Genomic DNA, 16,717 nt, shown 5'->3' with positions numbered 1-16,717 from the left:
GTGGGAGTTTAACGATGTCATATTTATCCACGGACAAGGTGGAGCACCACTTTCACGATGTGGTGATTATCGGTTCCGGTGGTGCAGGCATGCGTTGTGCGCTGCAGCTGGCTGACGCCGGCCATCGTGTGGCGGTGATCACCAAGGTGTTGCCGACACGTTCACATACGGTGGCGGCACAGGGCGGTATCAATGCGTCACTGGGCAATGTGCTCTCCGATCACTGGCAGTGGCATATGTATGATACGATCAAGGGCTCCGACTATCTCGGCGATCAGGATGCTATTGAATATATGTGCAGGGCTGCGCCGCTGCTGGTGCGTGAACTGGAGCATCAGGGCGTTCCGTTTTCACGTCTGGAGAACGGCACAATCTACCAGCGGCCGTTCGGCGGCCAGTCGCGGGAATTCGGTGAGGGTGGCCAGGCATCGCGCACCTGTGCTGCAGCCGACCGGACAGGCCATGCGATCCTGCATAGTCTTTACCAGCAGAACCTCAGGGCAGGCACGCATTTCTATCAGGAGTTTTTTGCCCTTGACCTGATCACCGACGAGGATGGTTGTCAGGGCGTCATGGCCTGGGATATCGCTCGTGGTACATATCATATGTTTCAGGCCAAGGCGGTGGTGCTGGCAACAGGTGGCGCCGGACGTATTTTCAAGATGACAACCAACGCCCATATCTGCACCGGAGATGGTGGTGCGCTGGCCGTACGGGCCGGGTTGCCAGTTGAGGATATGGAGTTCTTCCAGTTTCATCCGACCGGCATCGCTGATGTCGGCCCGTTGATTACCGAGGGTGTGCGCGGTGAGGGCGGTTATCTGCTCAACTCGGAGAACGAGCGTTTTATGGAGCGGTATGCGCCGACGGCAAAAGATCTGGCCAGCCGTGATGTGGTGTCGCGTGCTATTGCGCTGGAGATACGGGAGGGCCGCGGCTGCGGCCCGAACAGGGATCATGTGCTGCTCAAGCTGGATCATCTGGGCGAAGAACTGATTTTATCCAAGCTGCCCAATATTCATGAGCTGGCCCTGCGTTTTGCCGGCGTGGACTGCACCAGAGAGCCGATTCCGGTGCAGCCGACCATGCACTATACCATGGGCGGCATACCGACCAACCGATTCGGTGAGGTGGTCTGTAAAGGTGATGACGGAGAAGAGGCGAGCTATCCGGGTTTATATGCGATCGGTGAAGCGGCCTGCGTGTCCGTACACGGCGCCAACCGGCTGGGTGGTAACTCACTGCTTGAGATTGTTGTCTTCGGTCGCGCCTGCGGCAATCAGGTGCTCAAGCGACTGAAGCAGCACCGTTATCACCCGACACTGGCGGAGGATTGCTGGCGGAAGGGTGTGGAGCGCGTTGAGGGGTGGTTGCGCAGTGCACAGAGGCAGGGTGGATTACCTGTTGCAGAGGTGCGCTTGCGTATGCAGACGATTATGCAGGAGCACTTCAGCGTCTATCGTACCGAGGAAGTGATGGCTGAAGGGGTGCAGCGGATTGAGGCGCTGGCGGCTGAAATGGATACAGAGGCCGTACTCACCGATGGCAGCCGGATTTTTAATACCGAACTGATTGAGGCTATGGAGCTGGAGCATTTAATGGCGCTGGCCCGGGTGACCGCTGCAGGTGCGCTGGCGCGCACGGAGTCGCGCGGAGCTCATGCCCGTGACGACTATCCGGAGCGTGATGATACGGATTGGCTCAGGCATACGCTGGCGACGATCCGTGATGACCGTGTGACGCTCGATTACAAGCCTGTGCGCATGAAGCCGATGACGGTCGCATCATTTCCGCCGAAGAAGAGGGTCTATTGATGTCTGAAATGATCAAGCTCTCCGTTTTCCGTTATGATCCTGAAAAGGACGATAAGCCGTTTATGCAGGCCTATGAAGTACCACTTTCCGGCTCCGGCATGAAATTGCTGGACGCGCTTAATTATATCAAGTGGAAACTGGACGGTACGTTAACCTATCGTCGTTCCTGCGGTGAAGGTGTCTGTGGTTCCGACGGGCTGAATATCAATGGTATTAACGGGCTGGCATGCATTACGCCGATTGCCGGTCTGAAACAGCCGATTCATGTGCGGCCGTTGCCGGGCATGGAGGTGATTCGCGATCTGGTTGTCGATATGGATCACTTCTTCGATCAGTACCGCCAGATTCAGCCCTGGCTGAAGACCACTACGCCGGTGCCGGAGCATGAGCGACTGCAGACGCCTGGCCAGCGTGCGGAGCTTGATGGCCAGTATGAGTGTATTCTGTGCGGCTGCTGTACGACATCCTGTCCTTCCTGGTGGTGGAACGGCGATCGGTTTCTGGGGCCTGCCACGCTGTTGCAGGCCAATCGCTGGATTGTCGATTCGCGCGACGAGGCCATGGGTGAGCGACTGGATCAGCTGGAGGATGCATTTCGCCTCTATCGCTGCCATCAGATCATGAACTGTATGGAAGCCTGCCCGAAAGATCTCAACCCGACGGCGGCCATTGATAATATCAAGCGCAAAATCCTGGCCCGCAAGTCCTGAAAAGATCGTTTTTACCACGAAGGACACAGAGGACACGGAGGAAATCCTTTTACTGTTTGTAATCTGTTCAGCACGGATATCAATCATAGTCAAAAACTCTCGCCGCTGATTATACAGAGGACTCAGAGGGATACGTGTTCGTAGCCCTATCATCGACTGAAGCGCTACATCCGAAGCTTCCGGCGCGCGATAGAGGTTTTTGTTTTTGGAAAAGGACACCGAGAGGGAAAGACATGTCATACGCACAGAACGTGATGTAGTGTGTAGACTTCAGGTCTCTTGTGTTCATGAGTGTCTTTCGCGGGCTCTGTGGCTCAACGCTGGTTCGGCGCTTGCTCTTCTATGTTCTTCGTGGTGATAAATACAGGTTGAGGATCCGGTCGGGTTTGTCATTCGGGGAAGGGACCCATAGGTTTACGAGATGCAGGAATCTGAACTGGCAATTCGCCGACTACGTTACCGTTTGAACAGACAGGGTATGCTGGAGCTCGATGCCTGGCTGGCCGGATTAATGCAGGCGGATTTTCAGCTTGCCGGTGTCGTTGATGCGATCGAGTCGCTGCTGTGTTGTGAACCTCCTCTCCTGCAGGCCATGATGCATGGTGAATCCCCTGTTCCGGAGGTGCTTAAGCCGTGGCTGATAAACTGATTTACACACTGTTATTGCTGATGCTGGTGGCCTGTGCTCCGGCTGGCGAGGCGATGAAGCAGGGCGGCATGGCGGAACAACAGCCGCCCGTGCATTCGGCGGATCTTGAAGCAGAGCCATCGCAGCTCGTGTTTGAACCAGACCATGTTGATGGGGGTTCTGTCAAAGAGGGCGATAAGGCTGTTGTTTTTCTGCGTGTGCGTAATGCAGGGGATCAGATGGAAAATATCGTTGCCGTGACCACATCCTGCGGTTGCTCCGTTGCCGAGCCGGAGCAGCGCCTGCTGATGCCGGGCGGATTTACGCGTATCAGGGTCACAGTCGATACCTTTGCCAAGGAGAATGATGTGCGCAAGTGGGTGGAGCTCACGGATGCTCACGGCCACCGCAGCAGGGCATGGTTGACGCTTGAGGTGACGGAGAACCCGCATATGGTCGGGTCAAAGCGGAGTATCTTCGATGGCAAGTGCGGCTCGTGTCATTTTGCGCCGGCTGCGGGAAAGAGTACGGGGCCGGCTATCTATCAGGCTGTTTGTGTAATGTGTCACGGGGCAAACGGGCAGGGAGCCTATGCGCCGAAGCTGGCCGGACATAAGGATGCAGGATTATTGGCCGCGGTCATTGCCGCGGGAACAGGCAGCCGGCATATGCCGGGTTTCGCAAAGGAGCACGGGGGTCCCCTGAGTCCGGATCAGATAGCCGTGCTCAGCCGGTGGCTATTAACGCTGGACGAATGAGCTGCCTGACGCTATAAATCGCTACCAAATTTCGAGGGGGATCACACATGAAGAAAGATCTGGTCATTGCGCCGTCCATTCTGTCGGCCGACTTTGCTAAGTTGGGCGAAGAGATTCGTGCGATAGATGAGGGTGGATGCGACTGGATTCACTTCGATGTTATGGACGGCTCCTTCGTGCCGCCGATTACCATTGGCGATAATGTATGCAAGGCTATCCGCAGTCATACCAGTAAGCCGATTGATGTGCATCTGATGGTGAATCATCCGGATACGCAGGTTGAATTCTTCGCCAATGCCGGCGCTGATATTATTACCGTGCATCAGGAAGCATGTACGCATCTGGAGCGCACCTTGCAGTTGATCCGCTCGCTGGGCAAGAAGGCGGGCGTCAGCCTGAATCCTGCCACGCCTGTATCGACCATTCAGCATGTGCTGCACTGTGTGGATCTGGTGTTGCTGATGAGTGTGAACCCGGGCTACGGCGGTCAGTCCTATATCCATGCTGTGACCCCGAAGATTCGTCAGGCGCGCAAGATGCTGGACGATGCCGGTTGTGATGCCTGGCTGGAAGTCGATGGCGGCGTTAACGTTAAAACAATTGCCGAGGTTTCAGCCGCTGGTGCGGATGCTCTGGTGGCCGGCTCAGCGGTTTACAATACGCCGGATTATGCGGCTGCTATTGCAGAATTGAGGGCGTTGGGCACCAACGTTTAAGCCTGACAGGCGAATTTCCCCTAGTATCATAGGGGTTAAATATAAGATGAATAGTGGTTAATGTTTGGGCTGGATTGGCGTGCGGATATTGTGTAGTGTATCCCCCGTTCGCCAGACAAGTAGTTATTAATTATAGGAAGCAAAAAGGGAGGGGTTCTCGATATGCGTCAAGGAATAAGTGCGACCTGGTCATTCAGGCTGGCGTGGACCGTGTTGGTATTTGCTGCGGGGTGTTTGCTCCCCTTCGGCGCATGGGCGGATGATGTAAGTAATGCACCGCAGCCGATCGAATTTCCGCATGACCGGCATGCCGGCAAGTTCGGTATAAATTGTATGTATTGTCATACCTATGCGCGGCGCAGTATTGTGGCTGGCATACCCCCTGTGGCCAAATGTATTGGCTGCCATCAGCACCTTCCTTCGGTGCGTGATAAACCTCGTATTCAGAAGTTGTTTACCTACTGGGAGCAGAAGAAGCCTATTCCATGGCTGAAGGTGCATGACCTGCCTGACTTCGTCTATTTTTCTCACAAGCGACATGTTCAGCGCTTTATTTTCAAGGATGGCCGGCCTACCCAGCAGGTTTGCGCGATGTGTCATGGCGATGTTAAGACATTCACCGTCGGCAGGAAGGTTAAGGCTCTGACCATGGGCTTCTGCCTGAGTTGTCATACACAGTTTCAGGGTGAGTCGGATATCGGCAAGCCAATGCCTGCAGAGCGCTGGATGTCTCCGGTCGCCGCTACGGACAAGCCTGTGATGAAGGTGGAGTTCCCACAGCCAGCTGTGCTGGATCCGGAGCATCCTGTAACTATGAAGGCAGCCGAAGTCAAAAAGTTGACAGATCGTTTGCCTGCCGAGGTGAGAGACCATCTCGTTCACGCGCCGCATGATTGCTGGCAGTGCCACAAGTAATAAAGACGGCGTTGGAATAGGAGATTTGAAGATGAGCGAAAACAAATCGAGCAGCAACTGGACTCGCCGCAGCTTTATAAAGGCGATGGGTCTTGGTGGCGCAGCGGGCAGTGCGCTTGTTCTCAGCGGCTGTGGAGACACCGATATTATTAATGAAGTGGATATCGAGGTTCGCAAGGAAAAAGTCGAGCCGAATGTTGACCCGCAGGATTATGTGCGTCCCGGTATCGAGATGTATTATGCATCCACCTGTCGACAGTGTCCGGCAGGGTGTGGTGTGCATGCACGCATTCGCGAAGGTCGCGTTCTGAAGCTGGAAGGCAATCCCGTTTCAGATGTGAATCATGGTCGACTCTGTCCGATGGGACAGGCAGGCCTGCAGTCCCATTATAATCCGGACCGCCTGACCAAGCCGATGCTGCGCAAGGGTGGTAAGCTGGTAGAGATTTCCTGGGATGAAGCGGAAGATGTGCTGAGAAAAAACCTGGGACGCAAAAATGCAAAGCTGGCATGGCTGAGCGGCGCAACCAGTGGACATCACAGAGCCCTGGTGGATGCCTATCTGGCGGCTGCCGGAGCAAAGAACCATTTTGTATTTGATACGCTGCCACCGGCAGTGGGTCATGCGGCTAATCAGGAGATGTTCGGCTCTTACATGCCGCGACTGGATTTTGATAAAGCCAGGCTGATTGTGTCGTTTGGTGCGGATTTCCTGGGCACATGGATGTCACCGGTGCAGTTTTCCACCCAATATGCTGAGTTCCGCAATGCACCGCGCGGTACACTGGTGCAGATTGAGCCGAAGATGACACTGACCGGCGCCAATGCGGATCGCTGGATTCCTGCACGTCCGGGTACCGAAGGGCATCTGGCTCTGGCACTGGCCTCACTGCTTGTACAAAAATCTGAATATGCCGACAGGGTTCCCGCAGATGTGGTTGCATCCCTGAAGGATGTAAACGTTGACGAAGTAGCGAAGCTGTGTGATATCCCGGTTGAGCGAATCCATCACCTGCATCATCTGATGACCGATCGCTCGCCATCACTTGTCCTGTCCGGTGCGAGTGCTGAAGGCGTACAGCATGGTTTCGAGACAGCGCGTGCGATTCTGATGTTGAACGTGCTGTTGGGTAATGTCGGTGAAACGATTTTGCCACGTAGCGAAGATCCGTTTCCTGCTCTGGCGCCGCGTATGGGCGGCTGGTCTGAAGTCAAGGCGATGGTTGATGGCCTGAATAAGGGCAGCTTTGATACGGTTGTCGTATTCGGCAGCAACCCGCTGTATCAGGCACCGGGCTTCATGCAGGCGGATAAGGCATTTGATAAGGCTAAATTCCGTATCTCGTTCTCGATGTTCCCGGATGAAACAACCATGGCCTGCGACCTGGTTCTGCCAGTTCACTCCTATCTGGAGGAGTGGAATACCACGATGCCGGCGTATGCCGCTACCGATGGTTATCTCGGCCTGCAGCAGCCTGTTATGAACCCTGTGTTCGGCAGCCATGCAACACGCTCGTTCGGTGATCTGATGCTGGATGTGCTCAAGCATATGGATCCGAATTTCAAGCAGTGGGACAGTTATCAGGCCTATGTCATGGGCGCTCTGTGGACCATGCGTCCGGCGCTGGTGAAGCAGTATAAACCTTCGGTGCCGGGCCAGACCGAAGAGGAGGCCTTCAAGCAGGGTATTCTCTCCGACGGTTTTGTGCAGATGAAGGTTGCCAAGGCTGCGAAAATTGAAGCAAAGGTCTCTGCAGTCACTCTGCCGGCAGAGAAGGCCAATGCCAATTATCCGTTCCGCCTGATCCCGTCAGCCAGACTCGGTCTGTGGGATGGCCGTCATGCCAATGTGCCATGGCTGCAGGAGCTTCCGGATCAGTTGACCGAGGTGGTGTGGGACTCGTGGATTGAGATTCACCCTAAAACGGCCGAAAAGCTGGGTGTCATTACCGGCGATGTTGTCCAGGTCGAATCATCTGCAGGCAAGGCCAAGGTAAAGGTCGTGGTCTTCCCGGGTATTCATCCGGATGCAGTAGCAATTCCGCTGGGTCAGGGTCATACCGAATATGGCCGCTACGCCAAGGGCGTAGGTGTCAACCCGTTCAGTATCCTGGCTGCCCTGTTTGACGGTAAAACAGGTGAGCTGGCGACCTATGCAACGGATGTGAAGGTTGCCAAGATTGAGAGTCGCGGCAAGCTGGTTACGCTGGCAAATGGTGACCTTGTTCTGGAAAGTAACACCAGCACACAGGCCGGACGTGAACTTGTTAAAACAACCACAGCCGAGAACTTTGATCTTACGGAAAAGGGGGCTTAAACCATGGCACTGAAACGGATGCTGGAAAACTGGTCCCGGCTGCGTCAGCAGGATTATTACGCGGAAGAACCCTATATGTGGGGTATGGCCATTGACCTGAACAAGTGCATTGGCTGCGGCGCGTGTGTGACTGCCTGTTATGCCGAAAATAACCTGCCGGTTGTTGGCAAGGAGCGTTGCGGAAGCGGCCACTCCATGCACTGGATGCGCATTGAGCGCTACTGGACCGAGCCTGAAGGTACACCTGAGATTGAACAGGAAGAGGCAAGTGATTTCCCTGAGCGTGGTGCGCACTACCTGCCGATGATGTGTCAGCAGTGTAATCATGCGCCGTGTGAGCCTGTCTGCCCTGTGGCGGCTACCTATCACTCGCCGGACGGACTGAATACGCAGGTATATAACCGCTGCGTCGGTTCCCGCTACTGCGCCAATAACTGCCCGTACAAGGTACGTTACTTCAACTTCTTTGAATTCTGGAAGGATCTGCCGCACCCGCTTGAAATGCAGCTGAATCCGGATTTGAGCGTTCGCGATAAGGGTGTGATGGAGAAGTGCACATTCTGCGTACAGCGCATTCGTGCTGCCAAGGATGCGGCCGAAGATGCAGGGCATCCGGAGCATGTCGAAGACGGCACTCTGATGACTGCCTGTCAGCAGGGCTGTCCGACTCAGGCTATTGTCTTCGGGAACCTGAAGGATCCCGAGAGCAAGGTTAAAAAATCCTGGGCATCGCATCAGGTCGAGCTGGATCGCTATGAGCAGGACAAGAGTGAGGATGTGCGCGGTTACCGTGTGCTTGAAGAGTTGAATACAGAGTCGTGTGTCATGTATCTGGATCGCGTACGCGATACAGAAGCTTGATTCGCGTTTCGCGAAATTCAGATTCTTGCGGAAGAGGGGAATAATTTAAATGAGTTCATACAGTATGAAAGACATTGAATGGGCGAGGATCAACAAGGATGTTCTAGCCAGCCTTGAGTCGCCCAGAGCTGCATTCTGGATCGTATTAGCCGTGTGTATTGCTCTGGTTCTATGCGGCGTGGCTGCAGAGGTTTACCAGTACAAGCATGGTCTGGGTGTGGCATTGATGGACAAGCCGCACTATTGGCAGCTCTATATCTCGAACTTTGTATTCTGGATCGGCATGAGTCACTCAGGTACATTGTTGTCGGCGATCCTGCTGCTGACGAAAGCCGACTGGAGAAAGCCGATTTACCGCTTTGCAGAGGCAATGACCCTGTTCTCCATTCTGACTGCTGCAATCTTTCCGGTGATCCATCTGGGTCGTGTATGGTATATGTACTGGGTTCTGCCTTACCCGAATCAGCACACCATCTGGCCGAACTTCCGTTCGCCGCTGTTATGGGATGCCGCCGCAATTACTACCTACGCACTGAGCTCAATCCTGTTCCTCTATGTCGGTATGATTCCGGATCTTGCGATCTGTCGTGATAATGCCAAGGGATGGCGCAAGAAGTTGTATACCGCATTGTCTGTAGGCTGGATGGGACGTGCTACCGAGTGGATGGCTTTCCGCAAGACTTACGTGCTGATCGCCTGCTTCCTGGTTCCTCTGGCTGTGTCGGTTCACTCGATCGTGGCTTCCGACTTTGCCATGTCGATCATGCCTGACTGGCATATCACTTCATTCCCGCCTTACTTTGTGGCCGGCGCGCTCTACTCAGGCTGTGCAGCTATCATCACGCTGTTTGTCATGCTCCGCTATATATTCAAGTTTGAAGCATATATGACTACCGAGATTATGGATAAGACCGCAAAACTGACATTTGCGATTGCCATGGTCTGGAACTTCCTCAACCTCGGTGAGTACGCTTCGATCTGGTACTCCAACGATATGTTCGAGAAGGAAGTACTGATTCAGAAGTTCATCGGTCCGTACGCACCGGTTGTATGGGGCATGTTGCTCTGCGCTATGGTTGCACCGTTTGCGATGGCCTTTGAGAAGTTCCGTCACAATATGTGGGCAATGTTCTGGCTGTCACTGGTTCTGCAGCTGGGTATGTGGCTGGAGCGTTTCCAGATCGTTAGTCCGCCACTGGCCAGCAACCACGAGCCATGGACATGGGCTGTAGTATGGCCGGGCACGGTACAGCTGACACTGACGGCTGCGAGCTTCGGCTGGTTTACCATGCTCTTCCTGATCTTCTGTAAGATCTTCCCAAGTGTGTCGATGTATGAAGTGAAGGAGATGGTCTTCCATCGCAGGCATGCAAGCTCTCGCGATGAGATGGAAGATATCGGCAAGATCAAGGATGAAGTGATGCGTTCTGAGGGAGGCTTGGCATGAGAAGAAAAAAGCAATTGCTTTTTGCCACATACGAGGACTTTGACAAGGCCAGGGACGCTGTTGCTGAACTCAAAATGCTCGATCTTAAAGAGATGATTGTGGAGAACATCGAGCTTTACTCACCGATCGAGCATCCGGAAGTGGAAGAGATGCTGGGTCACTTTAATCAGCCGATTCAGCGCTTTACCTTCTTTGGCGCCATCACCGGTACATTGTGCGCCTTCCTGCTGGTAGCAGCTGCTGCACAGGCGATGTTTACGGTTCAGCCGCAGGGCGGAAAACCGGTCATCCCTCTGCCGACAGATATTGTCATCATGTATGAAGGTACCATTCTGTTTGGTGTATTGAGCACCATTATTGCATTCTTTATCTACGCAGGTCTGCCGCGTCGTCTGAAGAAGCATTACAACCAGAAGGTCAGTGAAGATCACATCGGCATTGAAGTTCAGATGCGGCCTGAACACATGGAAAAAGTACGTACAGCATTACAAAGCAATGGCGCTTTGGAAATCAGGGAAGTGACACAATGAGAAAGATTCTGTTATTTATCTGCATTATTGCATTGCCTGTGACGGCTCTGGCCTGGCCATGGTCGCGCGACCTGATGAATCAACCCTCCATTAAGCCTCAGGAACCGCCTATCAATACCTATCCGAAGGACTCGGTGCCGGTAGGTGGCCCATGGACCAAAATCGCAGATCGCGATGCGTCCGAAGGGCTGAAGAATCCGGTTAAAGCTACACCGGCTTCCATTAACAGAGGTCATGCACTGTTTTCCATCTACTGCCTGCCTTGCCACGGCGAGTCCGGTAAAGGCAACGGCCCTGTCGGCAAGATCTTTGAAGCTACGCCGGCGGATTTGAGTTCAGACTATGTCAAGGAACTGAGCGATGGCTGGATCTGGGGTACGATCACATTCGGCAGTTATATCATGCCGCGTTATGGCTACGACACGACACCTAGCGAGCGCTGGGACTTGGTTAACTATCTTCGCAACGTGATTGAGAAGGAGATGGTTGCCAAAACCAAGGAAGAGCGCGCCAAGGAAGTGTTGTCTTCCAAGGCAAACAAGGGTAAGGAGTAGAAGATGAACTCATATGCGAATTGGGCCATTTTGATGGACAACTTCCTGTTTGCCCTTTACATGCCGCTGGCAGCAATTTTCTGGTGTGCTGTGCTGCATCTGGTAAACGGTAAATGGCGTTATGAAGTAAGATTCCTGATGTCCTCAGCCACTGCGCTGTTTCCACTGGGTTTTGTGCTGCTGCTGATTATTCTGGCTTCCGGTGCCAAGTCGTTCCCATGGATGGGAGGGGATACATTCGGCGAGCCGTTAAACGGCTGGCACAATATTATCTTCTTCGATCTGAGACAGATCGGTTTGTTCCTGGCGGTATGGGCGTTCTGCAGCTACTTTGTAAAATTGCAGAAGCAAGAGTATCCAACCGCTGATCCGGTTGCCCGCCGCAAGTTCCGTAATGTTGCGCTGCTGGTTCCGTTCATCTACTGCATCTATGGCACGATCATGTCATGGGACTTCGAGATGACTCAGATTCCGCGCTGGTGGAGCCCGATTTATGGCCCTTACCACTTTGAAAGCATGATGCGCGTATTCCTGGCCTTCTTTATCATTGCACTGTTCTTCCTGCGCAAGCGCAACCTGTTAAAGCGGCCAACGCATGATTACGTGTTCAACTACTGCGCCCAGATTATGCTGGCTCTGACCATCATCTGGACCTACGCATTCTTCATGCAGTATCTGATCATGTGGTATGGTGATCTGCCGTTTGAAATTGAGCGTTTCCACAAGATGATGGATGGTCCTAACTGGTTCCTGTTCTGGGCATTCTTCCTGATGAACTCGTTCATTCCGTTCCTGATGCTGATCTTCTCGGCTATCCGCCACTCACCGGCGCTGATGCTGTTCCCGGCATTCAGCATCCTGATGGGTACCTTCCTGGAGCGGTATATGTGGATCATCAGCCCGCATGCGGATGATATCGATCACACACCATTCTTTTCATCATGGGAAGATATCGCCATCACAGCCGGCGTGTTCCTCGTAGGCTGCTTCCTGTGGAACCGTCGCATGAAGAAAGATGGTCTCTACGGTACTGATGAAGAAGTTATGGAAAGAAGACACGCTGAAGCCTGATCTTCACTGTAACACAGATTGACCTGAACCGGGGGCGCATATGCGCCTCCGGTTTTTTTTGTGCCGATCGATTCCACCTGTTTCATATTTCGATTGTTGTTACGCCAGCAGACCTGCCGGGATGTTTATCTCTTATGACTGCATTCCGGGGTGGGGTAGTCTCAGGTGGTATTCGCGCTACTCATGGAATGACGACGGCCAGTGCAGCTGCTAGCTGACAGGCGTAGTTCGGCCAAATGCGGCCAGTCAAAAAGAGGGCTCTAACCTTTTTAATTGTTAAATAGTTAAAAGTTGTCATGCCTATAGATAAGGGGGTTGTCCTAGCTGAGAAGCAGATTACCCTAGCAGGATATGAAAAAAGAAATCGAACAGCGTCTAACTGAGTTGGAAAAGCGAGTGAGGTTGCTGAAGGGAGCGTCTTCCCGTTACCTGATAGGGCAGGACTCAGCTGAGATTATGCATATTGGAGCATTGTTACGATCATTGGTGGGAAAGGGGGATGGTAACGGGCTATTGTTTGATTTAGCGAATCATTTTGGCAAAGAATTTACTGTTTATAAGCTAGATCAAATTGGCAGTATGAACATAAAGGAAGTCACCCCCGAAGGTGAGGTGGTCCAAGATGTGACTCGGCGAGCTATCATATTTACTTTTCCAGAGCCGCTCCCGATTATATCTGCCAAATATCATGCACCACCACAGTACTCAGAGACTTCTTTGGATGAATGGGTCAATGAAGGATTTCTTCTAGACTGGGAAGCACCAAAAGAAGATGGGAGCACTCCAGAAATGGTTCCATTTACTCCGCTAAGACTAATCCATCGATATGCCGCTATTGAAGGCTCACACTCAGATGGAGGCTACGGAGTATTCAAGGCTCCTATTGAAAGCTACACGCTAAATGATGTGCCTGTTGTTCATACCTTCCTATTACATATTGCCCTGGTGGTTCTAGAAGAATCACAGAAGTTCTTGGCGGACATGGGAAGGTAAGGTGCACAAATCCGCCCTCACCCCGTACAGCTTCTATAGACTAACTTTCTATGATTGCTGAATGTCCGCTTTTGGCCGTTATGCGACCGACGAGGTTCGGCCAGAAGTGGACATTAGGCCTGTCTAGAAAATTAGTGGCGATTCAGTTTTTGTGAATCGACTAAGTATTCATCACTTAACATACGTCTTCTTCCTTTGTGGTCGTCTTAGCCAAGGAAATCAGTCTTGGGAAACATTTTGGGTCTTCCTCTCAATTCGAAGAGCAGCTTTTTCGCCTCTTGGCGTCAAGAATGCAGTATTATTGGATCTATAGAATTCGACATACCCTTTTCGAGAAAGATTTCTTATTGCCTCGATTGCCTCAAGCCGCGTAAGCACTTCCTCCCCATAATTCCCATAAGGGAGTCGATCTAAATCCAAGAAGCGGGATGGGTGTTGTCCCATGCCGTATAACAAATCGATCTGTAGTTGAGTCATTGGAAGTTTTGAATACACAAAAGAGAAGATCGAATGCCACTTTCTTACAATGAACTCCCATATTCCGATAACAGCCCAGATAAGCAATAAAATACCGGTGAGGATCATAAGCGCAAAGGCAATAGCGGGCCACGGGGCAGGGGTTGCTGGGATACTTTCGAAATACTCTGGTCCAAACTTCATCGTGAAGGTCGTGATAAAAATAGCGAGGACTATCCCACGTGATATGCCAAGATGCTTGAGTAATCCCGTCCAGTCCATTTTGCAATCCTCCCATAGTCAAAAACGTCGAGATTAGCTGCACTTACTATCTCCGCAAGCATTCCAGCACTATCGGCCACCTTCAGGAGCATAACAGGTGGCAGACTACGTTGTTCTAATCATCGATCCGAGCATTTGTCATATGTGAAAGTCCGTTTCTGGCCGTTCCTAGCCATGGTGAGGACGGGCCGATCAAAAGAAGACACCCATTCAATCACATAACGCTATATTTGTAATATAAGGGAATCATCTAAATAATAATTATGTGTTCAGACATAAATCTGAAGCCAGTTTCTTGAAGGCCGACTTTATGCCCCCGGTATAAACATTATTGTTCGCAAAAAATCGCATTGCTTCTTGAGATTCGTTATTTATTTCATAGTAGTTTTTTTCTGCTATTCCAGCATTTGATTTTAGCGAAAAAACATGCTGTGAAAGGCACTCAATAATCTGTCCCTTATGATATGAAGTACTTATATGTCCCGTTGCTATGTGATTTACGTTGATCTTCTTAAACCCCAACCCTCCAGCGACAAAGAACTTTTTTAATACTGAATCAATATCAGACTTAAGATCATTCAAGTCATAATTCTTTGTTCCGGCTAATATTCGCTGTGAATCAATGAAAGCTTGCCCTTCACTATCTGCGATTAAGTTGTTCCATTTAGCAAGGCCAAAGTTTTCGCAGTTATTTGAGCTTCCAGTCCCTATAAAATTGCAGTGCTCAAAGATAGTTTCCGGACCAAACTTACAATTTCCCCAGCGAACATGGTCAAATTTGCATCGTGTAAACGTAACTTTTGAAAAGTCATATTTTGCAATAGCGCCAAAAAAAGGGATACGCTCCAGCTTATTATTTGGAAAAAGCCTTAGAAGCAAATTTGTTCTTTCTAGCTTTTCTTTTAAGTCGGATGCTTCAACAAATCGGAATGCAACAATAAAGGCTAGCCTTCTGAGGCAGTCAAAAGAGTCGATGTATTCTGGAATAGTAATATCTGATGGATTTAGCAACCGTGAAATTAGCTTTTCTGCATCCTCTTCTTGGTCTCCAAAAGTATTGAGAAGCTGCACTAATGCAATTCCAACATCACTCAAAAAGTCATCATTAATATCGGCTTTATTAGAAAAATGAGCTACTTCACCTTCCGTAGCATTTAACAGGTAGTTTGCAAGAAAAGTTACATTTACTTGTTTTTGTGTAAAGTCCCACTGACCTGAGTCAGGAATCAAATTTATTAATGGATGCGGAGCCATATTATTCATACAGTTTTTTCTTGCATCAGGACTTAACTTTGGAGCAACAGTTTCTATGCAAAAGTCTAAGAGAATCTGGTTAGGCTCTTCTTTTTGAGCAATCTCGGCAGCGAATAGGCTTAAGATCTTTATTTGTTCAACAGCATTAATTGGTAAGTCTTGTCTTCGTTGCTCCCTCTCACAAAGAGCTGCCATCAGCCACATAAATGGGCTGTGTTTGGTCGAGTCATATGGCACAATATCATCAGGATCTGAAAACAAGTCGGCTATTAAAGACAGGGTAAAGCCCCTTCCAATGAACTCATCCTCTTGAGAATAAAGTCTACTAAACATCTCCGAAGCCATATTGACCTGGCGACCATTAACGAGTCTATTCGTGAAATATGAGCGGGCTAGGTTTGGGTCAAAAGCGCGCATTTTATATTCACTGAATGCAATAGATTTTTTGTTACTATTATCTAATTGGGAATCGATTTCAGACTCCCAAAAGGTGCTCCTCGAAGTAACTAAGATTCTAGCTGAGGTTTCAGTTGCCAGCTCAGATAGTACCTTGATGATCTCAATTGCATTAACGCGGCCATGATTTTGAAGAATATACTCATCGAACCCATCAAACACTATGCAAAACAGACCGGCTCTTAATGTTGTTTGAACAAAAATATCCTCTCGTCCAGTGGCCCATCCAATCGGTGTCTCCATATGGCGAAATGAGTGTGTAATGGTCTTCCATAGCGAGCCAATTTCTGCCGGCCCCATTGTGGCCCATTGTTCAGAGTTTATGTAGATTGGAAAAAAATCCTTATCGCTCTCCGCCAACTTCGAAACAACATACTCACTCATGAATGTTTTACCTTGCCCCGGCTGTGCAAGGAGTACAATTAGCTCTCCCGATTCCCTAGGGTCTTTGAGAGCCCCAATAATAGGGTTGGGGAATTTTCTGGTTACTCCAATTGGAACGTCAATGTTTGGGTTTATGTAGAATTTTGGACTTCTAGACTTCAGCTTCTCAGAATAATTCTTCAGCTCTTCAGCAATAAACGAAGAGAGATACTCTTTTGTGGTACATAAGTTTTTTGCTTCTTTGAATATTTCTTTATGGGCTTTAATTCTCCGATCTAATGAAGCCGGATAGACAACCCGTGTAAAGTCCTTTGTGAATGCTTGCTGATAAGCAGAGTTCAGAGATTCAACCGTTACCTTTGCATGCAAGTATAAAACTTCGAAAGCAAGTGTCTCTCCATGAATTTTGTAGTGACCTTTATACAAATCCCAACTCTTATTCTTGTCCGATTTAATTGGCTTAGGGTTAAACTCAATATTATTGGAGTTGTTTAATAGTTCTGCAATTTCCTTAAAATCAATTGGTTCCATAAAACTTTCTTCCCCTCTTAAGCATGACAAGCCCAGCCCA

Annotated in this window: 15 protein-coding genes; 13 read left to right on the top strand and 2 right to left on the bottom strand. The window is 50.6% G+C overall.

The window, feature by feature from the left end; genetic code table 11:
• The first annotated feature begins 14 nt into the window (after positions 1-14).
• The 13 genes from sdhA (at position 15) to SPV1_RS10055 (ending at position 13,314) form a co-directional block, all read left to right on the top strand.
• Positions 15-1,814, top strand: coding sequence for a succinate dehydrogenase flavoprotein subunit (gene sdhA, locus SPV1_RS10115; RefSeq protein WP_009851092.1), 1,800 nt, complete (start codon positions 15-17; stop codon positions 1,812-1,814).
• A complete protein-coding gene (locus tag SPV1_RS10110; protein ID WP_009851091.1) occupies positions 1,814-2,524 on the top strand; it encodes a succinate dehydrogenase iron-sulfur subunit in 711 nt (236 codons plus the stop codon). Before sdhA ends, SPV1_RS10110 begins: the two co-directional genes overlap by 1 nt.
• Positions 2,525-2,945: 421 nt before the next feature.
• Positions 2,946-3,173 carry an Sdh5/SDHAF2/SdhE family assembly factor gene (locus tag SPV1_RS10105; RefSeq protein WP_009851090.1) on the top strand — a complete coding sequence of 76 codons (228 nt, stop codon included), beginning with the start codon at positions 2,946-2,948 and terminating at the stop codon, positions 3,171-3,173.
• Positions 3,158-3,910, top strand: a complete 753-nt coding sequence (locus SPV1_RS10100; RefSeq protein ID WP_009851089.1) for a DUF1573 domain-containing protein — start codon at positions 3,158-3,160, stop codon at positions 3,908-3,910. Before SPV1_RS10105 ends, SPV1_RS10100 begins: the two co-directional genes overlap by 16 nt.
• A 47-nt stretch (positions 3,911-3,957) precedes the next feature.
• Positions 3,958-4,626: a ribulose-phosphate 3-epimerase gene (gene rpe, locus SPV1_RS10095; RefSeq protein WP_009851088.1), complete on the top strand. Its 669-nt coding sequence runs from the start codon at positions 3,958-3,960 to the stop codon at positions 4,624-4,626.
• Positions 4,627-4,788: 162 nt separating this feature from the next.
• Positions 4,789-5,541, top strand: coding sequence for a cytochrome c3 family protein (locus tag SPV1_RS14525; protein WP_009851087.1), 753 nt, complete (start codon positions 4,789-4,791; stop codon positions 5,539-5,541).
• Between the two features lie 31 nt (positions 5,542-5,572).
• Positions 5,573-7,858 carry a molybdopterin-containing oxidoreductase family protein gene (locus SPV1_RS10085; RefSeq protein ID WP_009851086.1) on the top strand — a complete coding sequence of 762 codons (2,286 nt, stop codon included), beginning with the start codon at positions 5,573-5,575 and terminating at the stop codon, positions 7,856-7,858.
• 3 nt (positions 7,859-7,861) lie between these two features.
• Positions 7,862-8,719, top strand: coding sequence for a 4Fe-4S dicluster domain-containing protein (locus SPV1_RS10080; protein ID WP_009851085.1), 858 nt, complete (start codon positions 7,862-7,864; stop codon positions 8,717-8,719).
• Between the two features lie 64 nt (positions 8,720-8,783).
• Positions 8,784-10,166, top strand: coding sequence for a polysulfide reductase (locus SPV1_RS10075; RefSeq protein ID WP_009851084.1), 1,383 nt, complete (start codon positions 8,784-8,786; stop codon positions 10,164-10,166).
• Entirely contained in the window at positions 10,163-10,696 is a 534-nt protein-coding gene (locus SPV1_RS10070; RefSeq protein ID WP_009851083.1) for a DUF3341 domain-containing protein, read from the top strand. Before SPV1_RS10075 ends, SPV1_RS10070 begins: the two co-directional genes overlap by 4 nt.
• Complete coding sequence (locus SPV1_RS10065) at positions 10,693-11,250, top strand: c-type cytochrome (RefSeq protein WP_009851082.1); 558 nt, start codon at positions 10,693-10,695, stop codon at positions 11,248-11,250. The genes SPV1_RS10070 and SPV1_RS10065 overlap by 4 nt, the downstream gene beginning before the upstream one ends.
• Before the next feature lie 3 nt (positions 11,251-11,253).
• Entirely contained in the window at positions 11,254-12,321 is a 1,068-nt protein-coding gene (locus SPV1_RS10060; protein ID WP_009851081.1) for a polysulfide reductase NrfD, read from the top strand.
• A 351-nt stretch (positions 12,322-12,672) separates the two neighbouring features.
• Positions 12,673-13,314: a hypothetical protein gene (locus tag SPV1_RS10055; protein WP_009851080.1), complete on the top strand. Its 642-nt coding sequence runs from the start codon at positions 12,673-12,675 to the stop codon at positions 13,312-13,314.
• A gap of 219 nt (positions 13,315-13,533) precedes the next feature.
• Here the strand turns inward: SPV1_RS10055 and SPV1_RS10050 are convergent, their stop codons facing one another.
• Together SPV1_RS10050 and SPV1_RS10045 are read right to left on the bottom strand one after the other, a co-directional pair.
• Entirely contained in the window at positions 13,534-14,052 is a 519-nt protein-coding gene (locus SPV1_RS10050) for a helix-turn-helix domain-containing protein (RefSeq protein ID WP_009851079.1), read from the bottom strand.
• Positions 14,053-14,313: 261 nt separating this feature from the next.
• Positions 14,314-16,677 (bottom strand): NACHT domain-containing protein, encoded by a 2,364-nt coding sequence (locus SPV1_RS10045; RefSeq protein WP_009851078.1) that lies wholly within the window; start codon positions 16,675-16,677, stop codon positions 14,314-14,316.
• Positions 16,678-16,717: the final 40 nt, after the last annotated feature.

This window comes from Mariprofundus ferrooxydans PV-1 (assembly GCF_000153765.1).
Classification (GTDB): Bacteria; Pseudomonadota; Zetaproteobacteria; order Mariprofundales; family Mariprofundaceae; genus Mariprofundus; species Mariprofundus ferrooxydans.
Note: the sequence above shows the minus strand (reverse complement) of the source record. Positions and strands in the feature narration are given on the sequence as shown.